Here is a 23,832-nt window from a genome sequence, read left to right as displayed (position 1 = left end):
AGCTATCATGCGCACGGTGCGTTACAGCACCAAGCATGTGAGAGACCTTCAAGAACTAAAGTTATACGGTCCATAAGACTCGCAAAAACTTCAGGATGGCTTAATCACTTGGGCTGCTTCGGTATTCGGTTGAGTAAAAATTCCAACAATAGTAAAATAATATGGCTGTAACTTCGTAAACACCGCGCTCACCCCTTTCATTAATTTGGTAATAACTAGAAGACGTTTAGTTATGTTCAGAGTTTATCATCCGGTTCGCGAATTTGTCAAACTTAATTTTAAATGGAATGGGAAATCATTAATTGCATAAAGTTGTTTGAATATCGACTTATTTTCGTTATGATTAGAATATACAAAGGAGCTGAGAGAAATGAACATGGAAATTAGTCAAGCAGCGGCAGCTTGGTTTAAGAGAGAATTGGACCTTAAGAATGGAGACTATATTCGTTTATTTCCCCGTTATAGCTCGGGAGGTGGACTTCACCCCGGTTTTTCGCTGGGCATTGCTACAGAAGCACCTGGGCGTCCAGCTATTCAGGTCAAACAGGATGATATTGTGTTCTACATGGAGGAGCAGGACTTGTGGTATATGGAAGGTTATGACCTATCTATCGTATACTCTGAGTCAGAGGATGACATTGAATATAAGTACGAACCAAAGCCGGTATCCGGCGAAGTGCAGGTATAGTTGTCTTAATGATTGTTTATTTTAATCAGGAAAAGCCCTTGCCAAAAGGCAGGGGCTTTTCAAATGCTGTCTTTAAAATGAGGGTATTCCAGTTGGAGATACATAGGTGTTATCAGTGCAAATTGCGAGAGGTTTCTTCCTCCAGAGCGAAGTCGAAGTCGTCAATATCGTACACCTGAACTGGAACTCCACCCTCGATGATCCGTTGAATCAATTCAAATTGATCCGTTAGGATAGGTACTTTCTCACGTTGTGAGGACAGCAGAAGCTCTGTTTCGATGGGATCGAAGATCTCACCGTAGGCAGCGGTATCCATACTGTTAATGATGGTGATTTTGGATTGCCCGCCAAGGAGAATACCTGAGCTTTTCGCCCAAGGCACAGCTAAACAGCGGTTGATCTTCTTCGCGTTGAGCGGTTCTTCAAAATAAGCAATGAGCTCACTTATCTTCAACTTAACATGCTTGTCGTCGTCCGGACGGTTCATCAACGGATCATCGCTGTCTCGCAGTTCGTATAGTTCCATCACGGTAGTATAAGGCACTATATATTCTACAGGGCTGCTCGATACGAGAAGCTGGCCGTAAATCGCCATCATGACGGCTTCCGTCACAAATTGTCTAGACATCGTTATCCTCCTGAAGTTCGGTACTGCAATTGTACTTATGATCTAAAATTATAAAAACACTGTAGAGAGCAAAAGTCAACTGTACTTAGCAACTCACTAAAGAGAAGGGACAGAATATTCCTGTGAAGCAATGGAAATCATATTTTACTTTTGTACGACCTTATATGAAATTGATTGTGTTTACGCTGTTTATCGGCATGATCAAATTCAGTATTCCGCTAACACTGCCAATGATTCTGAAATACGTGGTCGATGACCTCCTAATGAACCCGAGCATGGGGATTGAGGAACGGGTATCACATTTGATGCTTATTTTGGGTGGTGCCTTAATTTTATTTGTTATCGTAAGAGGGCCCGTAGAGTATTATCGCCAATACTTTGCTCAGCTTATCACAAGTAAAGTGTTGTTCGATATGCGAAATAAGCTTTACAGTCATTTACAGCGGCTGTCACTGCGGTATTATCAGAATACCAAGGTGGGAGAAGCCATCTCCAGATTTATTAACGATGTTGAGCAGACCAAAAATTTGGTCGAAGTCGGCATGATGAATGTATGGCTCGACACGTTTACACTAGTTTTTGCTTTGGGATTTATGTTTTATTTAAATCCGGTGCTGGCGCTCGTGTCTATCTCGGTATTACCTTTTTACGCAATTGCAGTTAACAAATTGTATAAGCGGCTTAAGCTGTTAACGAAAGATCGTTCCCAAGCTCTGGCTGGCATTCAAGGTTATCTCCATGAACGGATTCAAGGGATATCAATCATCCGCAGCTTTACGATGGAAAAAGTGGATCAGAAGCAGTTTGAGGACATCAACGGTAACTTTCTTAAAAAAGCGATGGCGCAAACCCGCTGGAATGCTATGACCTTCGCAATTATTAATACATTAACGGATATAGCACCTCTTTTGGTCATCGGATATGGTGGTTATCAGGTCATTCATGGCAATTTGACAGTAGGTACCTTTGTAGCTTTCTTTGGCTATCTGGACCGGATGTATTCTCCGCTGCGGAGATTGATTAATTCCTCGACGGTGCTTACGCAAGCCTCTGCTTCTCTTGAACGGGTGCTTGAGCTGCTGAATGAGCCTTATGATATTGTAGACAAGCCGGGAGCAAAAGTGCTAAAGGATTCACGTGGTGAGATTGCTTTTGAGAATGTGTGGTTTAAATATAACGAAGAGAATGATTGGGTCTTAAAAGATATTAATCTGAGTATTCAGCCCGGACAGACCATTGCGTTCGTCGGAATGAGCGGTGGAGGAAAGTCCTCCCTTATAAGCTTGATCCCGAGATTCTATGACATCAGTAAAGGCAGCCTCCAAATGGATGGTTATGATATACAGGAATTAACACAGGAAAGCTTGCGTAGGTCTGTCGGCATGGTCCTGCAAGATAATTTCTTATTCAGCGGATCTGTGCGTGAGAATATTTTGTTCGGTAATCCTAATGCCACGGAAGAAGAGGTCATTTCAGCAGCAAAAGCTGCCAATGCGCATGATTTTATTGAGCAGCTGCCACTGGGTTATGAGACAGAAGTGGGAGAACGTGGTGTTAAGCTATCCGGAGGACAGAAGCAGCGGGTTGCTATCGCAAGGGTATTTCTCAAGGATCCGAAGGTTCTTATATTAGACGAAGCTACTTCGGCGCTGGATCTGGAATCGGAGCATTTAATTCAACAAGCGCTGCAGTCTCTTTCTTCGGAACGTACTACACTAATTGTAGCGCATAGACTGTCAACGATTACACATGCGGATCAGATTGTCGTACTTGAGAATGGTGAAATTACTGAACGGGGTACGCATGAACAGCTGATGGCGATAGAGGGTAGTTATGCGCGATTATTTAACGTACAGCATTTAGACGCTTAATATTTTTTTGGAAAAATACTTGAACATCTTAGTGGTCCTCTCGAAAGAGAAGGCCACTTTTTTTGAATTCCAATCAGGGTGGCGGCACACAGTAACTTATACTATGGCAAAAATTCTAAACGGAATCTGAGTCTTTTCGGAGATCATGTGCGTCTAAAGCTTATAAACATCATGAAAGGAAGTGAGGAACGTGAATAAAACCACGCTTGAGGAAAAGGCGATAGCAGGTGATGAAGACAGCTTTACTGCGCTTATTGACGGCATGCAGGAGCGTTTATACCGAATGGCCTACTCCTATGTGCGGAATCAAGAGGATGCACTGGAGATTGTGCAGGAGACCGTCTTCAAAGCCTATATCTCCATTCATAAATTGAAGCAACCGCAATATTTTAAAACTTGGCTCACCAAGATCGCTGTCAACTGTGCGCTGGACTATATCCGTAAATCTAAAAAAATCGTGTATATAGATCAAGAGCTGGGAGGCAGCTATGCTCCGAAATCTAGGGAAGAAGTTATGGACTTGCATGAAGCGCTCAGCGGCCTTGATGAAAAATCAAGAATGGTGATTGTGATGAGATATTTGGAGGACTTGCCCATAAAGGAAATTGCAGAAGTTCTCGATATGCCCCTGAGCAGTGTCAAAACCGTTATTTATAGAGGTTTGGAAAAATTAAAAATAAGTATGGAGGAGAGTGAGTACTTTGGATAAGCAACTAGAACGTCTACAGCAAGCCTATAATGAGATTGAAATTCCTAAAGAACTATCATTCGCTTCTCGTAAAGGAATTGAAAGAGGGAAAATCTATAAACAGAAAAATAGTTCTTCAAAACGTGCCTTGAAATGGACAGGATCAGTAGCTGCGGCTGTATTGATTTCTTTTACGGTGGGTGTAAATACGGTTCCTGCTTTTGCGAGTAGTATGGATCAAATACCGGTTCTAGGTAAGCTGGTCAGTGTTCTGCAATTTACGGAAGGAAGTGCAGGTGGTGGAACCATTCAGGATGGAGTAGATGTGAACTTTATTTCGGTGAAACAATTGAAGAATAGCGATCAATTGATTTTGAATTTTGCAAATCCAGATGAAACACAACAGTTAGCAAGCTCATATAACGTAAAGTTTACGGAAAATCCGGCAACAATGACGATTACAGTAAGTGGGGCGAGAAAATTCTCAGCAGTCAAAGATCTGGAGACATTAAAACAAAGCCGATATGTCCAGGATGCTTATCCACTAATTACGCTAGATGATTCGGCTATTCGGTTCAATGTCACGCTTACGGACTCGGTTGCTTATGAGGTAAAGGAATATAAAGAGCCAGCACAGGTAGTGATTACGTTAAAAGAGAAAGGAGACGAAGTAAAAGGGGGCTCTGTATATTCGTTAAGAACGGTCTCACAGCCTTCTGGTGAGGCGCTGGGTATGGCTGAAGAAATGTTATATGGGTTAGAGGATGTGCGGATGTTAAAGGATGAGAAGGGCTTATATCTCGTGGAAGCAGGATATTTTAATACAGAAGAAGAGGCTTTGAAGCAGTTGCAGAAAATTAAGACAGAGTATGGCGTTGAAGATTTATTAGTCGTTGAAAAAAGAGCGGTGCAGCAAATTCCGCAGTCCATTTCTCAGGTGGAGGAATAATGAAGAAGAAGGTTCAATAAAAGGCACAATAAAAAAGACCGCCAAAAGCGGTCTTTTTTGTGCTGTTCTATTACATTTTGCCGATCATAAGTGATAAAATGCCGGCTGCGATCAGCGGACCGACCGGAACGCCTTTAAATAACGCAACCCCGATCACCGTGCCAATCAGCAGACCTGCAACAACTGTGGGTTGGTTGGTCATGAGCGTAGCACCGCGGCCTCCAAGAAAAGCGACAAGAATGCCAATAGCGATAGCAAGCAAGGACTTCCAGTGCAAGAAGGATTGACCGACTGTCTGCAGCGATATTTTGCCGCTGGCTAATGGGGTCATGACCCCGATGGTCAGGATGATAATCCCGATGGTTAAACCGTATTTTTCTAGCCAAGGAAAAGTTTGCTGTAAGCCAAGTACTCTTAGCAGTAATAGGACGACCATTGCTATTGTTACAGGGGAATTGCTGCTGATAATTCCGAGCGCTGCAAGTCCAAGCAAAAGCAAAGAGGTCATGTCCATCTTAATGTTTCAACTCCTTAGGATTAGAACTTTCTTTTGACACAATGTGATCTGCAATAAGCTTACCATGCCCTCTTCCGGTCTCAATAAACACTTCGTTAGCATTGCGGCCGGAGGCGATTACTCCAGCAACATACAACCCTGGAACATTACTTTCCATGGTAGAGGTGTTAAAAGCAGGCTTATCCATGTCGTCATCCATGATCACACCCGCTGAAGTGAGGAGGGTACGGCTCGGACGGAAGCCAGTCAAGGCAAGAACGAAATCATTATCCAATGCTTTCTTGTCCCCCTTATGATCCGTAACAATTACTGAGCTTGCAGTAATTTCAGTGACACGCGAGCCTAAGTGCAGAGTGATTTTCCCTTTTTGCACCATGCCTTCAAAGATTGGCCGAACCCAAGGTTTAATATTCTCTGAGATGCTTTCACCACGATATACCATATCTACCGTAGCTCCTACACGCATAAGCTCCAGTGCTGCATCTACTGCGGAATTACTGCCGCCAATTACAGTTACCTTCATTCCCGTGTAAGGATGGGCTTCACCGAAATAATGAGTAACTTTAGGTAGTTCTTCACCTGGAATGCCAATCATATTCGGCTGATCAAAATAACCTGTTGCTATAACTACATTTGCAGTGATACGTTTCTGATGCTCACCACGCATATTTGACGTATGTACGGCAAAGGTTCCATCTTCAAGCGGTTCAATGGATAATGCTTCTTCATAAGCGGCGATCTCTAGACCATATTGCTCGGCGGCTCGGCGATAATAGACAAGCGCTTCATGACGGTAAGGCTTGTCGTTGGTCGAAGTGAAAGGAACATCCCCGATTTCTAATAACTGAGCCGTACTGAAAAATTGCATATTTGTTGGATACAAATAAATGGAGTGCACAATAAAGCTTTTTTCAATGATAAGGCTGGACAGACCTTGGCGTTGGCATTCAATAGCTGCCGAGAGGCCGCAAGGACCTGCACCGATAATAATGACATCTTTCATAAAGCGGGTTACCTCCTGATTGTTACTATCTTTTCTTTAAATCCTACCCTAAATTCATGAATTTTTCCATAAGAGCAGATTGAGTATAATATCCATTGCAAGAACAACGTTGATTATTATATAATTAGATATATATCTAATGTATCAATGTATTGTGAAATTCTAGGAGCGTGAACCCAGTGCAGTTGGAGAAAATCGTGAGTTATCATAAAGCTTTAGCTGATCCAACGCGTCTTCGCTTATTGTTGCTTCTGTCCCAAGGAGAAATGCATGGGCAAGCGCTGGCTGAGAAGTTGAATTTATCGCAGCCTACAGTCACTCATCATGCGGCTAAATTACGTGAAGCGGCTCTAATAAAGGAAAGACGCGACAAAAATACAGTTTACTTTAAGTTGAATCCGGAGTTTATCAATAATGGGGCTGAAGCTTCACTGCAATTTATTTTTTCGAAAGGAGCTGAGAATATGGAAGAGCAATTGCCTGAGAATAGTCTTCAGGATACTGTAATTCGTAATTTTTTCTCTAAAGATGGCCGGCTGCGGCAAATTCCCGCACAATACAAGAAGAAATTGATAGCGCTTCAATACATGGTTGAGAAGCTAGAGCCAGGTGTTGTTTATACGGAAAAGGAAATCAATGAGTTTATTAAGCAGTTTCATGAAGATTTTGCCACTATTCGTCGTGAATTCATCATGCATCAGTTTATGTATCGTGAGAAGGACAAGTATGAACTAAATCCTCGAGAAGTATGGACTCGGTGGGAATATGTCAAATAATGATCTTTTAAATATTAACATTCTGTGTCGATTTGAAATGTACTGATTAATTATTCGAATTTCGAATAAAATGGAATTGTAAGCGTTATCTGAGACATATTTAGAAAGGAGACTTTCGTTATGTTATTTAAACGCACAAAAAAGCAACCCAAATCAGATCATGTAACCGTCACATTACCTCAAGTGAAACAGGCGATTCGAAAGTTCGAAGAAGATATGCCTGGACCTATTAATAGAACAGCATTAATCTTAGAGGACAAAAGAATCGATATGAGTCGTCTGAAACGTTATTTGGGTGGAATACCCGAACGGAATTTCTATATGTCTCGAGAGACCTATGAAATTTTCGAGGAAGAAGACAAGTTAGTACCGTATTATCTTGATTTAGTTCAGGCTGCTGTAGACAGTTATATTAGTGATACAGGCAAGCTACCACTGCTTGAAGACACCTGGTTGCCAGAGGTTCATTATCGGTTGTTATCTACAGAAAGTTATCTAAAAGAAACACCTCCTTTTCCGTTGTATATTACGGATGAAGAAATGATGCTGACCCATCGGGCAGAGCATTTCGAGTAAAGGAATGACGTAGATATGAATCTTCACAAAGACTGTTCAGTAAAAGGGAAGCCACAAATCCTTTTTGTTGAATAGTCTTTTCTTTGTCTCTAAAGGCATAGTACAATTACATTCTGTAGGTTAGGTTTGAAAATTAACAGCATGTAAGGGGAATTGCTTGATGAAGGATGTACAAGCTATTTTATTTGATCTGGACAATACTTTAATGGATCGCGACTATACATTTCGCAGCTTTAGCACTCAGTTCGTGCAGGATTTTCTTGGGCATCTTGAACCTGCGGAAGCGCAGGCCGTGATCGAGGATATGATCCACAGAGACGCTGATGGCTACCGTGATAAAGACGGATTTTTTTTAGAACTTAGTGAGATCCTGCCTTGGGAAAAGCCTGTGTCGGCTGAACATATCAGAGCGTATTATGATGCGAGCTACATCAATCATGGTGCAGCCATGGAGCATGCTTTGGAGGTTCTGGAGTATTGCGTGGAGCGTGGATATACTTTGGGGCTGGTCACCAACGGTAAAAAAGAAATCCAGAACACCAAAATTGATATTCTCGGCCTGCGAGAGTACTTCAAGGCTATTGTTATATCTGGAGAAGTTGGCATTGCGAAGCCTGATCCTGCGATTTATCAATTAGCTTTAGACAGGTTGGGTGCCTCTGCGGATCAAACCTTTTTTATAGGGGATCATCCGGTAAATGATATCTGGGGTGCAGGTAAGGCTGGCCTTGAAGGGATATGGCTGCAAAGGAAACATCCTTGGGATGATCAGCTGGACATCCAACCTTGGAAAATGATCCGTGAGCTGAAAGAATTAAAGGCTATTTTGTAATCTGGAAAATTTGGGGTTGACATTTTACTGCTGCACCAATTATGATAACAGCATCTTAAATTTCGGAAGGAGACGATGTTTTATGACAGTTTTAAATGTAATGAACTCAACTGTTGTGGATACGTGTCTTCCGGGAACAGCTGCTGCCGAATAATTGATTCGTGCAGTTTAGCAGGTAAGCTCAATTACGCTTATTAGAGCCACCGGGAACCGTATAGGGTCCGGTGGCTTTTTTGCGTGTGTAGAAAGATTGGATTTGGTGTAATAAATCCACATGTCTATATACCGCCGCCGGAGTCTTTATTTCCGGCGGCTTTTTGTGTTCTCGGAAAACGCCAAGGGGCAAGAAAAAACATAAACATATCTTTTAGGAGGAAATGAATGAATAGCATAAAGCAATATGGTTGGAATGAAAACTGGAGTACAAAATGGAATGAAAAGTGGAGTCATGCAGAGGATAAACAATTTATTCCCGGGAGAATCGTTGGTGACTTTGGCAGTAAGTACAAGGTGTTAACTGATGTAGGAGAGACGTGGGGAGAGCTTGCCGGGAAGCTGAGACACACATTTGTAGCCTCGGGTGATTTTCCTGCCATTGGAGACTGGGTAGCATTGGCGATGCAAGATGGCGGCGAGCATGGAATCATACATGGCGTATTGCCTCGGCAGAGTGTGATCTCACGCAAAGTCGCAGGAAATACACAAGATGAGCAAATTGTTGCCTCCAATGTAGACACATTATTTCTGGTCAGCGCGTTGAATGATGACTTTAATGTTCGCCGGATGGAGAGATATCTGATCATGGCTTGGAATAGTGGAGCAAATCCAGTTATTCTACTCACTAAAGCGGATCTTTGTCCTGATGCAGACAGTAAAATCGCTGAAATGGAGAGCGCGGCTCCCGGAGTATCAGTACATGCTGTTAGTGCAATACAAGATGAAGGACGCGAGAAGCTGCTGCCTTACATTGGTGAGGGTCAAACAGTAGCTCTTACGGGCTCTTCCGGTTGTGGGAAGTCGACAATGGTCAACTGGCTATGCGGGAAGAACCTTCAGATTACGCAGGATGTTAGAGAAGGGGATAGCCGCGGACGTCATACTACTACCCACCGTGAACTGTTTGTTTTGCCGGATGGGGGGATTATCGTAGATACACCGGGGATGCGGGAGCTGCAGCTCTGGGAAGATGAAGGTGGTCTTGATCTAGCGTTTAGTGATATCAGCGGTCTAGCTTCTAAGTGCCGGTTTAGTAACTGTAGACATGAACGCGAAGAGGGCTGTGCTGTACTGGAAGCAGTCCAAACAGGTGAACTGGAAGAGAAGAGACTATTCAACTACCGAAAAACACAACGAGAAGTATTGTACCAAAATAATAAAGAAGCCAAGCTTAAGAGAAAAAGCGCAGCTTCCACTAAAGTGAGTTCATCCAGAACCAGAGGATACGGATGGCGTAAAGAGCTGGATGAATATTAAAAAGAATTGATATAACGGCATAGACATTGAAAAAGGGCGCCCCTTAGCTTTTGACAGCTAAGGGGCGCCCTTCATTATTGAATTGAATCTAAACGGTTATGGTTTAGAAGGATGCAGCAGTTTCCTTAGCCAGTTGCAATCCGTTTTCAATGATTTCAGCGGATTGTGCTGGAAGTTGGTTGTGGCCTTCGATGATTACTTGTGTAATATCTTTAATTCCCCACAGGTTAAGGTTACCTACGATGAAGTTTACTGCCATTTCAGCACTTGCAGCAGGACCTTCAGAGTAGATACCGCCTCTTGCATTCAGAACGATTGCTTTTTTACCTGTCAAAAGACCAACTGGACCTTCAGCAGTGTAAGAGAATGTTTTACCAGCTTGGCAAAGGTAATCTACATAAGTGTGCAATACAGCAGGTACAGTCATGTTCCACAGTGGGAAACCGAATACTACCTTATCTGCAGCGATGAACTGATTAAGATATTTATTAACGATAGCGGCACCAGCTGCTTCCTCAGGTGTTGCTTCGTATCCTTGAGCGGCTTTATACATACCAGTGATCAGGGTATTGTCGTAGTATGGAAGTTGCTCTGCGAACAGATCAAGCTCAGTGATTTCATCTTCTGGGTGGTTGAGTTTGTAGCTCTCCAAGAATTCATTATAAAGCTTAACACTTACGGATTGTTCTGCTGGACGGTTGTTTGCTTTAATAAATAGAACTTTAGACATTATGATTTCTCCCTTGCATGTGTGTATTTAATATTAACTATATTTAATATAGCATGTAATCTTTTGTTTGTAAATTATTTTTTTGTTCTTGAAATTTGTTTGCGCTTATGGAGTTTGAAAAAATGAAAACAAGGTTAATAGGTGATACAAGAGAACAGGAAATAATTTCCTGTCTCTATAAGTTCCAGAATGATCTAAAAGGAGCGATTGACATGTCCATCGATCGGTTTATCATTAAAAAATTGGACAGCTGTCACGAAGAGCATACGCGTCAGAATTTAGTGAAGCTATTTAGACTTCGAATCCAGAAAGCTGAAAAAGCAGAGCAGAAGAATTACAAGATCAGCTGATAATTGCTTAGCTCTTCCTAATAGTAGATTTTTCGCTGAATGAGACAGAGTCCTTGGGTTAAAAAAGTCCGTAAATATAGCAGAGCAGTGATCCTCCCGTTAAGGGGGGATCACTGCTCTGCGTTTTTTAGTTCTGGCAGATTGCTTCAGCATAAAGGGGCAGCAAATGAAAGCCAACCTACGACAAACGTCACTTTTGGCAGGTGACATAGTAGGGTCAGGCCACCCGCTACATCTAATCTGATGACCCATGCAAAGTCATTTGTTGAGTTACACACTAAGTCAACTGCTAAGTTACACACTGAGTCAGTCACACGCCAAGTTAACGGCTAAGTTACTAACTGAGTCACATAACTAGTAACGTGTAGGTTACTAACTGAGTCACACATTAAGTCAACCGCTAAACGACTTACTAAGGCACACAACAAATTCTCCCGCTGAGTTACCCACTGAGTCACACACCAAGTTAACGGCTAAGTCACCTCACTGACTAACACAACTAATCACCCGCCGAGTAACCCACTGAGCTACACACAAAGTAACACCAAGTCACCCGCTGATTAACTCACTGAGCTACACACCAAGTCACCCGCCGAGTAACCCACTGAGCTACACACCAAGTAACACCAAATCACCCGCCGAGTAACCCACTGAGCTACACACCAAGTTAACGGCTAAGTCAGACAACAAATCACTCGCTAAGTGACCTTCCAAGTATCCTCAGCGGCCAACGGACTCAGATGACGCTATATGCGAATTTTCAGTCATTAGAGCAGAGTTTCGGACCCCAGCGCAGCTATTCAGCTTTTTGAGGTCGATAATTAGTGTTTTTCGCGCCAATAGTGACTCTGGGGTCCGATAGAATTACAAATGAGCCCAAAATTTATGTTTAAGGTCAGCTGAGTCCGATAGAATCGTACTATGAGTTCGAAAGTAGTGGCTATGAGTTCAAAAGCAGCGACTAAAGCTCCGACAGTAGCAACTATGTACACGATAATAGCAACTAAAGCAAACTGAGTTTCGAATTTAGATTACTGCGGACTCAGATGACGCTATATGCGAATTTATGAGCATCAGAGCAGAGTATCGGACTCCAATGCAGCTATTCAGCTTTTTGAGGTCGATAATTAGTGCTTTTCGCGCCAATAGCGACTCTGGGGTCCGATGGGATTCCAAATGAGCCCAAAAGTTACGATTAAGGTCATCTGAGTCCGAAAGCAGTGGCTATGAGTTCAAAAGCAGCGACTAAAGCTACAACAGTAGCAACTATGTACGCGACAGTAGCAACTATGTACACGACAATAGCAACTAAAGCAAACTGAGTTTCGAATTTAGATTACCGCGGACTCAGATGACGCTATATGCGAATTTATGAACATTAGAGCAGAGTTTCGGACTCCAGCGCAGCTATTTAGCTTTTTGAGGTCGATAATTAGTGTTTTTCGAGCCAATAGTGACCCTGGGGTCCGTTAGAATTCCAAATGAGCCCAAAAGTTACGATTAAGATCATCTGAGTCCGAAAGCAGGGGCTATGAGTTCAAAAGCAGCGACTAAAGCTACAACAGTAGCAACTATGTACGCGACAGTAGCAACTATGTACACGACAATAGCAACTAAAGCAAACTGAGTTTCGAATTTAGATTACCGCGGACTCAGATGACGCTATATGCGAATTTATGAGCATTAGAGCAGAGTTTCGGACTCCAATGCAGCTATTCGGCTTTTTGAGGTCGATAATTAGTGTTTTTCGCGCCAATAGTGACTCTGGGGTCCGATAGGATTCCAAATGAGCCCAAAAGTTACGATTAAGGTCATCTGAGTCCGAAAGCAGTGGCTATGAGTTCAAAAGCAGCGACTAAAGCTACAACAGTAGTAACTATGTACACGATAGTAGTAACTATGTACACGATAGTAGCAACTATGTACGCGACAGTAGCAACTATGTACACGACAATAGCAACTAAAGCAAACTGAGTTTCGAATTTAGATTACCGCGGACTCAGATGACGCTATATGCGAATTTATGAACATTAGAGCAGAGTTTCGGACTCCAGCGCAGCTATTTAGCTTTTTGAGGACGATAATTAGTGTTTTTCGAGCCAATAGTGACCCTGGGGTCCGTTAGAATTCCAAATGAGCCCAAAAGTTACGATTAAGGTCATCTGAGTCCGATAGCAGCCGACTATGGGGATGGCCGGCAAGCAGAAATCCAAACGTGCCATGAAATAGCACAAATCAGTACAAAGTGGCATCAAGCAGAATCAAGTAGAACCAAGCAGAACCAAGCAGAACCAAGCAGAACCAAGCAGAACCAAGCAGGACCAGCGAACCAAGGTCCCTGACTTTGAGAGTTGAAGCTATGTATGTCTATGTATGCGCAAATAGTATCTCAATCAAACGGAGTGTCATTTTTGATCAAGTTAGCATCAAAAAGACAACGGGTCCAAGCAGCACCTCTTGGCTACTTAGGACGTTCCTTATTAGAAAGCTGAGGACAGCAATGTTGTGACAAAAAAACTACCCCTCCATTAATAGAGGGATAGCGCCAATGAATCATTTTCACTGTAACTGTGCAATATAGCTTCAGAGCCTTTAATTTCGATACTAATCAGAGAATTGAGGCATTTCTGGAGGGCACTTTTGCCCTTTTGAATTTTGAGCTCCAGCGTACTGTTAAGTAATCTAAGTACTTTTTGAGTGGGCTGTTTATTTTCTGTTGTGAAATACACAGGTACAAGTTTGTTCTGAAATGTGATGAGCATTCTCATTTTGAAATCACCTCGCTACAAGTATTTCATGTTAATGATCATACCCCTTGTTTCTTAATTTTACCTTAAAATTAGCTTATGATAACATAAAGATTGCTAGTTTAATATACATTTATATGTAATACAGGAAGGATACAATAATGTGAATGAGAAAGAACGAACGGATTTAACGGATTTAACGGAATTTTTATTTCCAGATCGGGTAACCGACCAAGTAGTTTTAAATGAATTGTTAAATACTGCGTCTACAGCAGAAAGGATAGGTAGATTCAAATATAGAGAGAAGGAGAAAACTAAAGATCTGTGTTTACAAATACATAAGGATAAAATACTAGCCTACTGCAATAATACACCGGACTCTCCTCCGTGTGTGCTGAAGAACAGAGAGGAAACAGAGAGCTTTTGTCTCGAGTTGTTCGAATGTGAGAGAGCAATGGAGCCCTTTGCTCACGGGATTCCGGCGTTACTAATGTCAAAAAAAAGGTTCGAGGAGCTGAAAAAAGGCTCTGATTCCTCTACGGTTCACAGACTCTCAGAGTGTTTAGCTGCAGAGACAGGAGATGATGTCCATTCCAACCATCTTGCACAAGTGATGAAATGCTTCGACGCAGAGGGAGAATTGCGACTCTGTATTTCTAGTGAAAATGGCTGGAAGTTTCAGTATGCTAGCTTCATAAGTGATCATTCAAGTGGCTGGTTGCTGCGAATGAGCAGCGATCCTTCCCAAGACTGGATTGTAGCTCTTCCTATATCGAAAGCACAATTATGTGGTTCTGTTGCAGAGTGGGTGTTTCATTCCTCTTCTTTTCCTAGTCCACAATAACCGTTGAATAGGGAGGAAGAGTAAGCTGATCTGAATTTAAGGTCACTTTGTCAGCAGTTGTCTTTTGGATCTTGGTGTAAGAGATACCCTCGGCATTTGGATGAAGCGTAATGATTTGTTCATCTCCAGTTAGGTTATGAACAACGAGGACTTGATCCTCTGTTGTTATACGTTCGTAGGCCATTACCCCTGCATTGCCAGAAGTGTAGTCTCGAATTCCGCCATCACGGAGCGCAGAGACTTCGTTTCTTAACGCAATGAGTTCGCGGTATCTTTTAAGCAGTGAGCTGCTGTCGTTAGTCTGGCTTTCGACATTAATGCTAACATCATCAGCGTTATTGCTGCCGACCTCCCAAGTAGTCTGCCCCTCACCCTGATCCGCTGTCATCCATCTCATGGGCTCACGAATTCCTTCATCTGGTTTTACACCAAGCATTCCTATTTCTTCACCATAATAAATAAAAGGATTTCCAGGTAAGGTTAACAGCAGGGCTGCTGCCATTTTTGCATGATCCAGATTGCCGTCTAATTGACTCATGACTCTGTTTTGATCATGATTTGTCAAAAAAATTGCATCGGTAAAATGGCTATCAGATATTTTGGAGTACAAATTATACGTACGTTCCAGCGTAAAGGCAGTCCCGCTGTCTTTTTCAGTTTTCACGGAATTAATAAGGGTCTCGGCTAACCCAAAGTTAAAGCTAGAGTCGAAGGCTTGATCCAAATAAGCCCCTACGGTGACTGCAGAATTCTCCCATACTTCGCCGACAATATAAGCTTGAGGATTCACTTCATTCATCGCTTTGCGGAAATCCTGCCACCAAGATACATTTTTATTAGTTGTGGCTTGGCTTTTGTCGCTTAGAAGGTCTTCGTAAATATGTTTAGCAGCGTCTAAACGGAATCCATCAACCCCTTGTTCCAGCCAAAACTTGCCGATATCTTTCATTTCATTACGAACTTCCGTTTGATCAAAATTTAGATCAGGCATGCCTTCCCAAAAGCCACCTAGATAATGACTACCCAGTAAAGAGTGCCATGCACTGCCACTACCAGCGGCACTAGCTCCATTGGCAGGGCGTCCTTGATCTTCGGCCCATATGTACCAGTCGCGATATTTGCTGTCTTTATTTTTAGCGGAATCTACGAACCAAGGATGTTCTTTGGAGGTATGATTCACGACCAAATCCATAATTACTTTAATCCCACGTTTATGCGCCTCCGTAACGAGCTCTTGTAAATCCTCAATCGTCCCATAATCTGGATTGATTGCACGATAATCTGTCACATCGTAACCATGATAGCTTGGTGAAGGGTTAATAGGCATAAGCCAAATCCCACCGATCCCCAGATCGTCTGTGGTGTCAGGATTTCCGTCATTTAAGTAATCTAGTTTCTTGGTAATCCCTTTGAGGTCACCGATGCCATCCCCGTCAGAGTCATAGAATGAACGAACAAAAATCTCATAATAAACCGTTGAGGGCTGTTCGTCAGTGGTAATCGTTTTTGCAGCGGGAGGTGTTGTAGTATTCTGAGCTGTATTTGCTTTTGGCGATGGAGAAGGGGAGGCAGAGGAAGGAATATTGTTATTATTTCCTGAACAACCGGATAGCAGAACGGCAGTTAAGCTAAGAGTCAAAAGTCCGTTTATTGTGTGTTTTTTGGCGATAGATGTTGCTCGTTTATCCATATAAAATAACCCCTTCTGCTGCAATTTTCCTATAAAGGAAATGGTAAGCGCTTTAATTCTTATAGTACTGTAATCAAATCCTCAGGTAAAACGTTTGCACAGATATAAAAACAGCAAATCCAGTGATATTTATCCATAAAATCAATAAAAACCGCTGATATCATGGATATTCTTTTAATTCCCCACGATATTCGGGATTTTAACCTTTCAGTAGGCATGTGCATATGCTTTAAGCAAGGGCGAAGGACCCGGTAAGAAAGGAGAATGAAGAATGAAGATTCGGAAAAAGCTGTCATTGTCGCTCATGATCATTACTTTATGCTTTTCAGTACTTGCCGGTTGCGGCGGAAAGTCAGAGACGGTAAAGGTGAAGATTGGGGAGGTTACCCGCTCTGTCTTTTATGCACCCGAGTATGTTGCCTTGACTCAAGGTTTCTTCAAAGATGAAGGGCTGGATGTAGAACTGCAGACGATTCCCGGTGGAGATAAAACCATGACTGCATTGCTCTCAGGAGCTATTGATGTGGCGTTGGTTGGTTCAGAAACCTCCATTTACGTGTATCAGCAGGGCTCGGATGATCCGGTCATTAATTTTGCACAGCTGACTCAAAGGGATGGAACATTCCTGTTCGCCCGTAAGGCTGATGGAGATTTTAATTGGGATAAAGTGAAGGGCTCTACCTTCCTTGGTCAAAGAAAAGGCGGAATGCCACAAATGGCAGGCGCGTTTACTTTATCTAAAAAGGGAATTGATCCTGCGAAGGATATTACCTTGATCCAAAATATCGATTTTGCTAATATTGCCGGTGCATTTGCTTCAGGTACTGGGGATTATGTGCAGCTGTTTGAGCCGCAGGCCTCTATCTTCGAACGAGAAGACCGGGGAGCTGTAGTGGCATCGTTTGGGGTGGAGAGCGGTTATTTACCTTATACGGTATTCATGTCAAAAAACAGCTACATTAGCAAAAATGGTGACACCGTGCAAAAGTTCACTAATGCCATCCAGCGTGCTCAGCTTTGGGTGAAGGAACATAGTCCTGAAGAAATTACGGATGCCATAATAACTTATTTTGATAAAACGGATCGTGACATTGTGATTTCTGCTGTAAAACGCTACAAGGAACAGGACACCTACGCTATTAATCCGGTTGTTGATAATGAAGAATGGAATAATCTGCTAGATGTTATGGACAACGCAGGTGAACTTAAAGAACGTGTTCCAGCAGAAAAGATCGTGAATAATACTTTTGCTGAAAAAGCTGAAAAGACCATAAAGAGCAGTAGCTCTAAATAAGAGAGATAAGATCCTAAATGGATTTTGTTAACTATAAGGAGGGGATGACCTTGCTTCCAGTAGTGCAATTAAAGGGAGTAACGCATGCCTATCTCGGCGATCGGGAAGCTTCACTGGCCGTTGAGGATCTAAATCTTAATGTCGAGCAAGGAGAATTCGTCAGCTTAGTAGGCCCAAGTGGCTGTGGTAAGACGACTCTCCTATCGATTATTGCCGGACTGCTGCAGCCCTCTGAGGGAGAAGTATTCGTAAATGGCCAACCCATTCTAGGCCCTTCACCTGAGGTTGGATATATGCTGCAGCAGGATTATCTTTTTCCTTGGCGGAGTATTTTTGACAATGCCGTGCTTGGACTGGAGCTGACCGGAAGCTTAAACGAGGAGAGCCATAACCGGACTTTGGAGCTGCTGCGCGAGATGGGATTAGAAGGGAAAGAACAGGCCTATCCTTCTCAGTTATCCGGAGGGATGCGGCAACGGGTGGCTCTTGTACGAACATTAGCTACCAATCCAGGACTGCTGCTGTTAGACGAGCCGTTCTCGGCACTTGATTATCAGATCAAACTTCAGCTGGAAGATTTAGTCTCAGAGACCTTACGCAGCCGGGGAACCACGGCTATTTTGGTCACGCATGATCTGTCAGAAGCGATTGCGGTCAGCAGTAGGGTTATTTTATTGCAGCGAAATCCAGGGAAGATTCGTAAAGTTTTTCCTGTTCCGGAGCTAATCCGCTCAGCCCCACCGCTGTATGCGCGTGATCAGCCAGGGTTTGCGGAGCTTTTTCATGAAGTATGGACAGAGATGGAGATCGCAGGGAGGGAAAGCTAATGAAACGAACAGAGCAAGCGGGTGTCTTAGCTTCCCGTGAACTGTGGCTGCAGCAAATGCATGTGGATTTCAAAAAAACTAAACAGCGCCGGCGTAATCAGGTTATTGCTGTAAGAAGCAGTCTGTTGCTGCTGTTCTTTGTGTTGTGGGAAGCGGGAGCAAGAATGGGCTGGATTGATGAGTTATTGTTCAGCTACCCGACAAAAATCTTCAAACAGATTTGGCAGGATATGATCAGTGGAAGCTTGTGGCCTCATTTGGGGATGACGGTAGGAGAGACTGCGGTAGGCTTTGTTCTGGGAACCTTGTTAGGAACACTGCTGGCAGTGATTATTTGGTGGTCTCCGTTTTTATCAGCGGTGCTTGATCCGTTTATGGTTGTCTTTAACAGTATGCCGAAGGTGGCCTTGGGGCCGATTTTTATCGTAATGTTCGGGGCGGGTTTCACCGCTATCGTTGTGACAACCTTATCGATTACGGTGATTATTACTACACTTGTTGTTTACAATAGCTTTTGCAGTGTGGATCCTAATCTGGTGAAGGTGGTCCGCTCTTTTGGAGCTTCTAAAGTTCAGGTGTTTTTTAAAGTGATTCTTCCGGCATCTTTTCCAACGGTGGTCTCTACCCTAAAGGTGAATGTGGGAATGTCATGGGTCGGGGTTATCGTAGGAGAGTTTCTAGTAGCAAAATCCGGTCTTGGGTACCTGATCATATATGGATTCCAGGTGTTTAATTTCACGCTTGTAATGTCCAGTCTGCTGATTATTGCAGCCGTAGCAACGGCAATGTATCAACTGGTAGTGTATCTGGAGAAGCGCTTGTTATACCGTCGGTAAGTCTAATGTAACGTTGTGTCCATTCACAAAATCTTGTAACATGTCTATATCTTTACCTATTAACGGTTAGTGCTTTTAAGGAGAGATAGGGTTATGGGATTTCGTGTGATTAAAACAGCTGCTGCGACGTTAATGTCCGTTCTTCTCGCGTCTGCAGTAGGCATACCCAATGCACAAAGTGCAGGGCTTTTAGCCATTCTGGGTGTGGAGGTTACCTTGAAAAGGAGTTTCCGGACGATAACGGCGCGTTTTTTGGCCTCGCTCGTGGGACTCTTTTTTGGGTGTATTTTATTTTGGATATTAGGGTTTCATTACTGGGTACTTGGACTGTACGTTCTTGTTGGCTTTCCGATGATTGTGAAGTCTGGCTACAAGGAAGGGATTGTCACTAGCTCTGTTATTGTGTTTCGTGTGTTTGGACAAGCTGAGTTATCGCTACATGTGTTGTTGCAGCAAGTAGAGCTACTGGCCATAGGTCTCGGTTCAGCGGGGGTGGTCAACTTAATTTACATGCCACAGACTGGGGGAGTTATTTATGGAATCCGCAAGGAAGTGGATCGATACTTTTCAGTTATTTTTACTCAGATGGCCCGTACTTTGCGTGAGCCTGCGTATATGTGGGATGGCAAAGAATTAATTGAAGCGGATAATGCAGTGCAGCGGGGACTGACAGCAGCTACTCGCGAGATGGAGAATCATGTAATTCATCCTGATGAAGCTTGGAATGTCTATTTCTATATGCGTAAGGAGCAGCTGGAATCGATACAAAGCATGATGCAGCTGATTTCTCAAGTATATCGCCATTTACCGCATGGAGAGATGGTAGCTGAATTGTTCGACCAGCTTAGCGGAGATGTTTTGGCTGAAGAATATACAGGCCGCACGGAACATTTGCTGGAAGAGCTTGAACATGAGTTTGAAAGCATGGATTTGCCAGAGACACGTGAGGAATTTGAAGTGCGATCAGCGATTCTGCAGCTTTGCAGAGAATTGGCACTGTATTTAAAAATTGCGAAACGCCATAAAATACCGGTCAGCTATAAGCCTGAGAAACGTTTACTCACCCGGAAAAAAGCTTAAAATTAGGCTTTAATAAAGTGAAGTATTAACATTCGCCCCTGAAATCACGATAAAATATGTATGAACTAAAAGTTGATCTTCGAAAGAGATTAACAATTATAGGGTGAGTTCAAATTCAAGCAGGAAATTCATATACGAATTTTCCGCATTGGCAGGTGAGGCGTATGGACAAAGATATGGAATCATTTATCGGAAAACAACTTGTAGCTAACCTCTTTAATGACAAAGGAGTATTTGTTTTACCCGCATTGACTTTATTGAGTGCTGAACATATTAGATTAATTCGTCAACATAAGATCACTCTGGAATCTCATGACGTCGTCCAGCTGGATAGCGCGGAATTTTTCCAGCTTGCAATTGATGATTGTACAGCTGCGATTGAGAATATTTTTGAACAGATTCGTCATAACAAAAATAAAAGAATTCCTATGCTGGAAGTTAGAAATGAAGTGATTCCGTTTATCCAGCAGGTAAGCGAAAAGAATGACTTCTACGGAGTATTGGCTGCTTTGCAGACCAAAGATGATTATACATACAGACATAATGTAGCTGTGGGCATAATATCTACCCTGCTAGGCAAATGGCTGAAGCTAAAGTCTGAGGATTTGAGCATGTTGACCATTGCAGCAACTCTTCACGATATCGGCAAAATGAGAATCCCGGATGACATATTAACTAAGCCCGGTCCATTATCTGACGAAGAGTTTCAGCTGATGAAAAAGCATACGACCTTTGGGTATGAGATGATCAGGGATACGGTAGGCACAAACCATACCCAAGCGCTAGTAGCCTTACAGCATCATGAAAGAATGGACGGCAGTGGTTATCCATTTGGTGTGCTTGGGAACCGGATTACTGATTTCAGTAAAATCGTTGCTGTGGCTGATGTGTTTCACGCGATGACTTCCGACCGATTTTATCGTAAAGCGGCTCCTTTATACGAAGTATTACTGCAAATGGAGGAGAGCGTGTTCGGTAAGCTCGACCCTTATATTTGCAGAGTGTTTATTAATAAGTTAATGCAGTCAATGCTAGGGAACGAAGTGGAATTGACAGATGGGCGAAAAGGAAAAATTGTTATGATTCTTGCTACAGACCCTTTGCGGCCACTGGTGAATATTGATGAGGATTTTATTGACTTAAGCAAACATAGATCACTTGGAATTGTGCGGGTAATCCCGCAATAGCTGGTGTTTTAAGGTTTTTTGAGGGGGTAGGAATGGCTCCGGAACAGGTTGGACCATTTTTGGAATCTACTCATATATGTACAAAATTTGAAATAAAATGAACTATGAGTCTCCTGAAAAAGCCTTCTTGAGGGCTTACTCAAATTTATTTATAGTCTAACAATCAACAAATGCCTAGAACCTGCATACACTTGATAGTGAATGATTGTATGGAGGAGGTTCAAAGATGTCATTAAGCCATAAACGTCAAACAAGGGAGATCATTACGAAGGCAATTTGCGGCAAAGGTCGTAAGTTCTCTACAGCAACCCATACCGTGACTCCGCCACATCATCCGACTAGTATTTTGGGGGCTTGGATTATCAACCACCAATACGAAGCGGTTGCCGCCGGGAACGGAATCGAAGTAATTGGTACTTATGATGTAAACATCTGGTACTCGTACGACAAGAACAAGCAGACCGAGGTAGCAAAGGAAACAGTCTCTTATGTGGAGCTCATTCCGCTTTCCTACCTGGACACGAGACACCGCACTTCAACAGTTGAGGTCTCTGCGGAGGCAACGCAGGAACCCAACTGTGTAGAAGCGGGCGTATCGCCAGGCGGAGGCAGTGTGACACTTCGCGTAGAGCGCGAATTCGAAGTGGAGTTGGTGGCTGAGACCAAAGTCCGTGTGTATGTCACTGAGCAAAGTGATGATCCAGAAGACAAGGATTATGATTTTGAAGGTGATAGCTTCGATTACGATGATCTGGACCCTGACAATCTGGATGATGAGCTGTAAGGAAGGATACGCCGCCGTTAACTGAGTATCAATGGGTTATGGTCCATTATATGTAGGGAGTGCGGCGGCGTAGAGGGCGAATGCCCTCCTTTTTTTTATTTATTTTTAGGATGAAAAAAGGTTCACGCTCGGATGGAGGCGCTAAAGAGTATGAATGAAGGTCTTAAGGTGTATTCAGAATTGTCTGTGGCAGAGAGAGAGTCCAGATTGCTTAGAAGCGGGGTTGAAGCAACGCTGACGCCCTCTGGAAAACGGTTTGTCGATACATATGCTTCACATGCTACTGAGAAGGGCCACAGGCAGTGTTATAAGATATTGGTTTATCATTTGACTGTCCTCCACATCTCTTTGCTTGGAGCAGGTCTTGGAATGCGTGCGGCCGCCGATAATTACAGCGAAGCTGTGAGGATTGCTAATGCCGAGAGCAATACCACGGGAGGCCGAGTGCGGGGAGAGCTTCGCGGGGTGATGAAATTGCTCCAGCGGATTGCTGTCCGCACGCTGTATAGCTTGGGGCTGGATAGCGGTGAGGTCCTGCTGAGGGCAATGGGGAACCGGAGGTATGTGGTGGAGGGAGTCACTCCACTAGTAAAGACCTCCGGGCAACGATTGCCCGAGCCTTATCGTTCCGCAGCGTTAGCGCTGGAACGAAAGCTGGCTCTGGAGCAGCCGGGCCGCAGCGGACTGCTGATGGGCATGGACCCGGAGTTTATCATCCTCCGGGAATCCACCTACCGCGTCGTGCCTGCGTCGCGGTACCTGCCCACGGACGGCGTCGCTGGCTGCGACGCCGGACCTCCGGGAACGCGCGGCGCGTTCCCGGTCGCCGAGCTGCGCCCTCAGCCGCGCGGGGAACCGCGCGCACTGCTGGCGCAGCTGATGTCCGCCGCGGCGCTGGCGGACCGGCTCATCGCCGACCGCTCGCTGCGCTGGCGGGCGGGAGGCATGCCGCTGACGGGCTGGGCCCTCGGCGGCCATCTGCACTTCAGCGGCGTGACGCTGACGGCGCCGCTGCTGCGCGCGCTCGATAACTATCTCGCGCTGCCCATGCTTCTGCTCGAAGACGTCCGCGCAGGGGCGCGTCGTCCCCGATACGGCGTGCTCGGCGATTTCCGGACTCAGCCGCATGGCGGCTTCGAGTACCGGACCTTACCGAGCTTCCTGGTATCCCCGGTCATCGCTAAAGGCGCGGTCTATCTGGCTCACCTAATCGTGAGCCATTATGAGGACCTGACGCAACGCCCGCTCGACCGGGAAGACCTGCATATCGCCTACTACAGCGGCGATAAATCTCCGCTGCGCGCCGCAATCCCCCCATTGCTGGCGCAGCTGCGTTCCCTAGGCGGCTACGAGATTGCCGCCCCCTATATCGAGCCTTTATTCGACTATATTGCCGCTGAACGGACGTGGGATGAATCACGGGATATACGTGAGTTATGGTGCAGCAAAGTAAAAGTGTGAT

At 43.9% G+C, this 23,832-nt stretch carries 23 protein-coding genes; 17 read left to right on the top strand and 6 right to left on the bottom strand.

Going from position 1 to position 23,832, the window contains the following annotated elements; translation table 11 throughout:
* Positions 1-370: 370 nt before the first annotated feature.
* On the top strand, positions 371-688 hold the full coding sequence (locus MHH50_RS17415; protein ID WP_036688019.1) for a HesB/YadR/YfhF family protein: 318 nt from the start codon (positions 371-373) through the stop codon (positions 686-688).
* Positions 689-800: 112 nt separating this feature from the next.
* Here the strand turns inward: MHH50_RS17415 and MHH50_RS17410 are convergent, their stop codons facing one another.
* On the bottom strand, positions 801-1,316 hold the full coding sequence (locus MHH50_RS17410; protein ID WP_076194718.1) for an ADP-heptose synthase: 516 nt from the start codon (positions 1,314-1,316) through the stop codon (positions 801-803).
* A 122-nt stretch (positions 1,317-1,438) separates the two neighbouring features.
* Here MHH50_RS17410 and MHH50_RS17405 point away from each other — a divergent pair, with 122 nt between their 5' ends.
* The 3 genes from MHH50_RS17405 to MHH50_RS17395 all read left to right on the top strand — a co-directional run bounded on the left by MHH50_RS17405 (position 1,439) and on the right by MHH50_RS17395 (position 4,824).
* A complete protein-coding gene (locus MHH50_RS17405; RefSeq protein ID WP_076128337.1) occupies positions 1,439-3,187 on the top strand; it encodes an ABC transporter ATP-binding protein in 1,749 nt (582 codons plus the stop codon).
* 190 nt (positions 3,188-3,377) lie between these two features.
* The gene (locus MHH50_RS17400) at positions 3,378-3,896 is read left to right on the top strand and encodes a sigma-70 family RNA polymerase sigma factor (RefSeq protein ID WP_340033185.1); all 519 of its coding nucleotides are present in this window, start codon (positions 3,378-3,380) and stop codon (positions 3,894-3,896) included.
* The gene (locus tag MHH50_RS17395) at positions 3,889-4,824 is read left to right on the top strand and encodes a DUF4179 domain-containing protein (RefSeq protein WP_076128342.1); all 936 of its coding nucleotides are present in this window, start codon (positions 3,889-3,891) and stop codon (positions 4,822-4,824) included. The genes MHH50_RS17400 and MHH50_RS17395 overlap by 8 nt, the downstream gene beginning before the upstream one ends.
* A gap of 70 nt (positions 4,825-4,894) precedes the next feature.
* Here MHH50_RS17395 and MHH50_RS17390 read toward each other — a convergent pair whose 3' ends face one another.
* Both MHH50_RS17390 and MHH50_RS17385 read right to left on the bottom strand, forming a co-directional pair.
* The gene (locus tag MHH50_RS17390; protein WP_036688009.1) at positions 4,895-5,338 is read right to left on the bottom strand and encodes a DUF441 domain-containing protein; all 444 of its coding nucleotides are present in this window, start codon (positions 5,336-5,338) and stop codon (positions 4,895-4,897) included.
* A 1-nt stretch (position 5,339) separates the two neighbouring features.
* Positions 5,340-6,344, bottom strand: coding sequence for a YpdA family putative bacillithiol disulfide reductase (locus MHH50_RS17385; RefSeq protein WP_036688007.1), 1,005 nt, complete (start codon positions 6,342-6,344; stop codon positions 5,340-5,342).
* A 179-nt stretch (positions 6,345-6,523) separates the two neighbouring features.
* Between MHH50_RS17385 and MHH50_RS17380 the strand changes: the two genes are divergently transcribed.
* The 4 genes from MHH50_RS17380 to rsgA all read left to right on the top strand — a co-directional run bounded on the left by MHH50_RS17380 (position 6,524) and on the right by rsgA (position 10,001).
* Positions 6,524-7,120, top strand: coding sequence for a metalloregulator ArsR/SmtB family transcription factor (locus MHH50_RS17380; protein WP_036688006.1), 597 nt, complete (start codon positions 6,524-6,526; stop codon positions 7,118-7,120).
* A 120-nt stretch (positions 7,121-7,240) separates the two neighbouring features.
* Entirely contained in the window at positions 7,241-7,696 is a 456-nt protein-coding gene (locus tag MHH50_RS17375; RefSeq protein ID WP_036688004.1) for a DUF3939 domain-containing protein, read from the top strand.
* Positions 7,697-7,856: 160 nt separating this feature from the next.
* On the top strand, positions 7,857-8,528 hold the full coding sequence (locus MHH50_RS17370) for an HAD family hydrolase (RefSeq protein WP_340033184.1): 672 nt from the start codon (positions 7,857-7,859) through the stop codon (positions 8,526-8,528).
* A gap of 381 nt (positions 8,529-8,909) precedes the next feature.
* Positions 8,910-10,001 (top strand): ribosome small subunit-dependent GTPase A, encoded by a 1,092-nt coding sequence (rsgA, locus tag MHH50_RS17365; RefSeq protein WP_076133795.1) that lies wholly within the window; start codon positions 8,910-8,912, stop codon positions 9,999-10,001.
* Positions 10,002-10,104: 103 nt separating this feature from the next.
* Here rsgA and MHH50_RS17360 read toward each other — a convergent pair whose 3' ends face one another.
* Positions 10,105-10,731 (bottom strand): FMN-dependent NADH-azoreductase, encoded by a 627-nt coding sequence (locus MHH50_RS17360; protein WP_076128352.1) that lies wholly within the window; start codon positions 10,729-10,731, stop codon positions 10,105-10,107.
* Positions 10,732-10,853: 122 nt separating this feature from the next.
* Here MHH50_RS17360 and MHH50_RS17355 point away from each other — a divergent pair, with 122 nt between their 5' ends.
* Positions 10,854-11,081 (top strand): hypothetical protein, encoded by a 228-nt coding sequence (locus MHH50_RS17355; protein WP_038571602.1) that lies wholly within the window; start codon positions 10,854-10,856, stop codon positions 11,079-11,081.
* Positions 11,082-13,609: 2,528 nt separating this feature from the next.
* Here MHH50_RS17355 and MHH50_RS17350 read toward each other — a convergent pair.
* Complete coding sequence (locus MHH50_RS17350) at positions 13,610-13,849, bottom strand: hypothetical protein (RefSeq protein WP_036687997.1); 240 nt, start codon at positions 13,847-13,849, stop codon at positions 13,610-13,612.
* Between the two features lie 142 nt (positions 13,850-13,991).
* On the opposite strand from MHH50_RS17350, the gene MHH50_RS17345 reads away from it, so the two are divergent.
* The gene (locus tag MHH50_RS17345; RefSeq protein ID WP_076128355.1) at positions 13,992-14,672 is read left to right on the top strand and encodes a hypothetical protein; all 681 of its coding nucleotides are present in this window, start codon (positions 13,992-13,994) and stop codon (positions 14,670-14,672) included.
* Here the strand turns inward: MHH50_RS17345 and MHH50_RS17340 are convergent.
* Positions 14,659-16,362 (bottom strand): alpha-amylase family glycosyl hydrolase, encoded by a 1,704-nt coding sequence (locus MHH50_RS17340; protein ID WP_076128357.1) that lies wholly within the window; start codon positions 16,360-16,362, stop codon positions 14,659-14,661. The genes MHH50_RS17345 and MHH50_RS17340 overlap by 14 nt on opposite strands.
* A gap of 271 nt (positions 16,363-16,633) precedes the next feature.
* Here MHH50_RS17340 and MHH50_RS17335 point away from each other — a divergent pair, with 271 nt between their 5' ends.
* The 7 genes from MHH50_RS17335 (at position 16,634) to MHH50_RS17305 (ending at position 23,831) form a co-directional block, all read left to right on the top strand.
* On the top strand, positions 16,634-17,656 hold the full coding sequence (locus MHH50_RS17335) for an ABC transporter substrate-binding protein (protein ID WP_076128360.1): 1,023 nt from the start codon (positions 16,634-16,636) through the stop codon (positions 17,654-17,656).
* A 17-nt stretch (positions 17,657-17,673) separates the two neighbouring features.
* Positions 17,674-18,483: an ABC transporter ATP-binding protein gene (locus tag MHH50_RS17330; RefSeq protein WP_340033183.1), complete on the top strand. Its 810-nt coding sequence runs from the start codon at positions 17,674-17,676 to the stop codon at positions 18,481-18,483.
* Entirely contained in the window at positions 18,483-19,319 is an 837-nt protein-coding gene (locus MHH50_RS17325) for an ABC transporter permease (protein ID WP_076128364.1), read from the top strand. The genes MHH50_RS17330 and MHH50_RS17325 overlap by 1 nt, the downstream gene beginning before the upstream one ends.
* A gap of 93 nt (positions 19,320-19,412) precedes the next feature.
* The gene (locus tag MHH50_RS17320; RefSeq protein ID WP_076190180.1) at positions 19,413-20,399 is read left to right on the top strand and encodes an aromatic acid exporter family protein; all 987 of its coding nucleotides are present in this window, start codon (positions 19,413-19,415) and stop codon (positions 20,397-20,399) included.
* A 164-nt stretch (positions 20,400-20,563) separates the two neighbouring features.
* Entirely contained in the window at positions 20,564-21,586 is a 1,023-nt protein-coding gene (locus MHH50_RS17315; protein WP_051491532.1) for an HD-GYP domain-containing protein, read from the top strand.
* Between the two features lie 226 nt (positions 21,587-21,812).
* Entirely contained in the window at positions 21,813-22,370 is a 558-nt protein-coding gene (locus MHH50_RS17310; RefSeq protein ID WP_036687755.1) for an outer spore coat protein CotE, read from the top strand.
* Between the two features lie 150 nt (positions 22,371-22,520).
* Entirely contained in the window at positions 22,521-23,831 is a 1,311-nt protein-coding gene (locus tag MHH50_RS17305; RefSeq protein ID WP_340033181.1) for a hypothetical protein, read from the top strand.
* Position 23,832 lies beyond the last annotated feature (1 nt).

The organism is Paenibacillus sp. FSL H3-0302 (assembly GCF_037982245.1).
Lineage (GTDB): Bacteria > Bacillota > Bacilli > Paenibacillales > Paenibacillaceae > Paenibacillus_AQ > Paenibacillus_AQ odorifer.
This window is presented reverse-complemented; position numbering and strand designations above follow the sequence as displayed.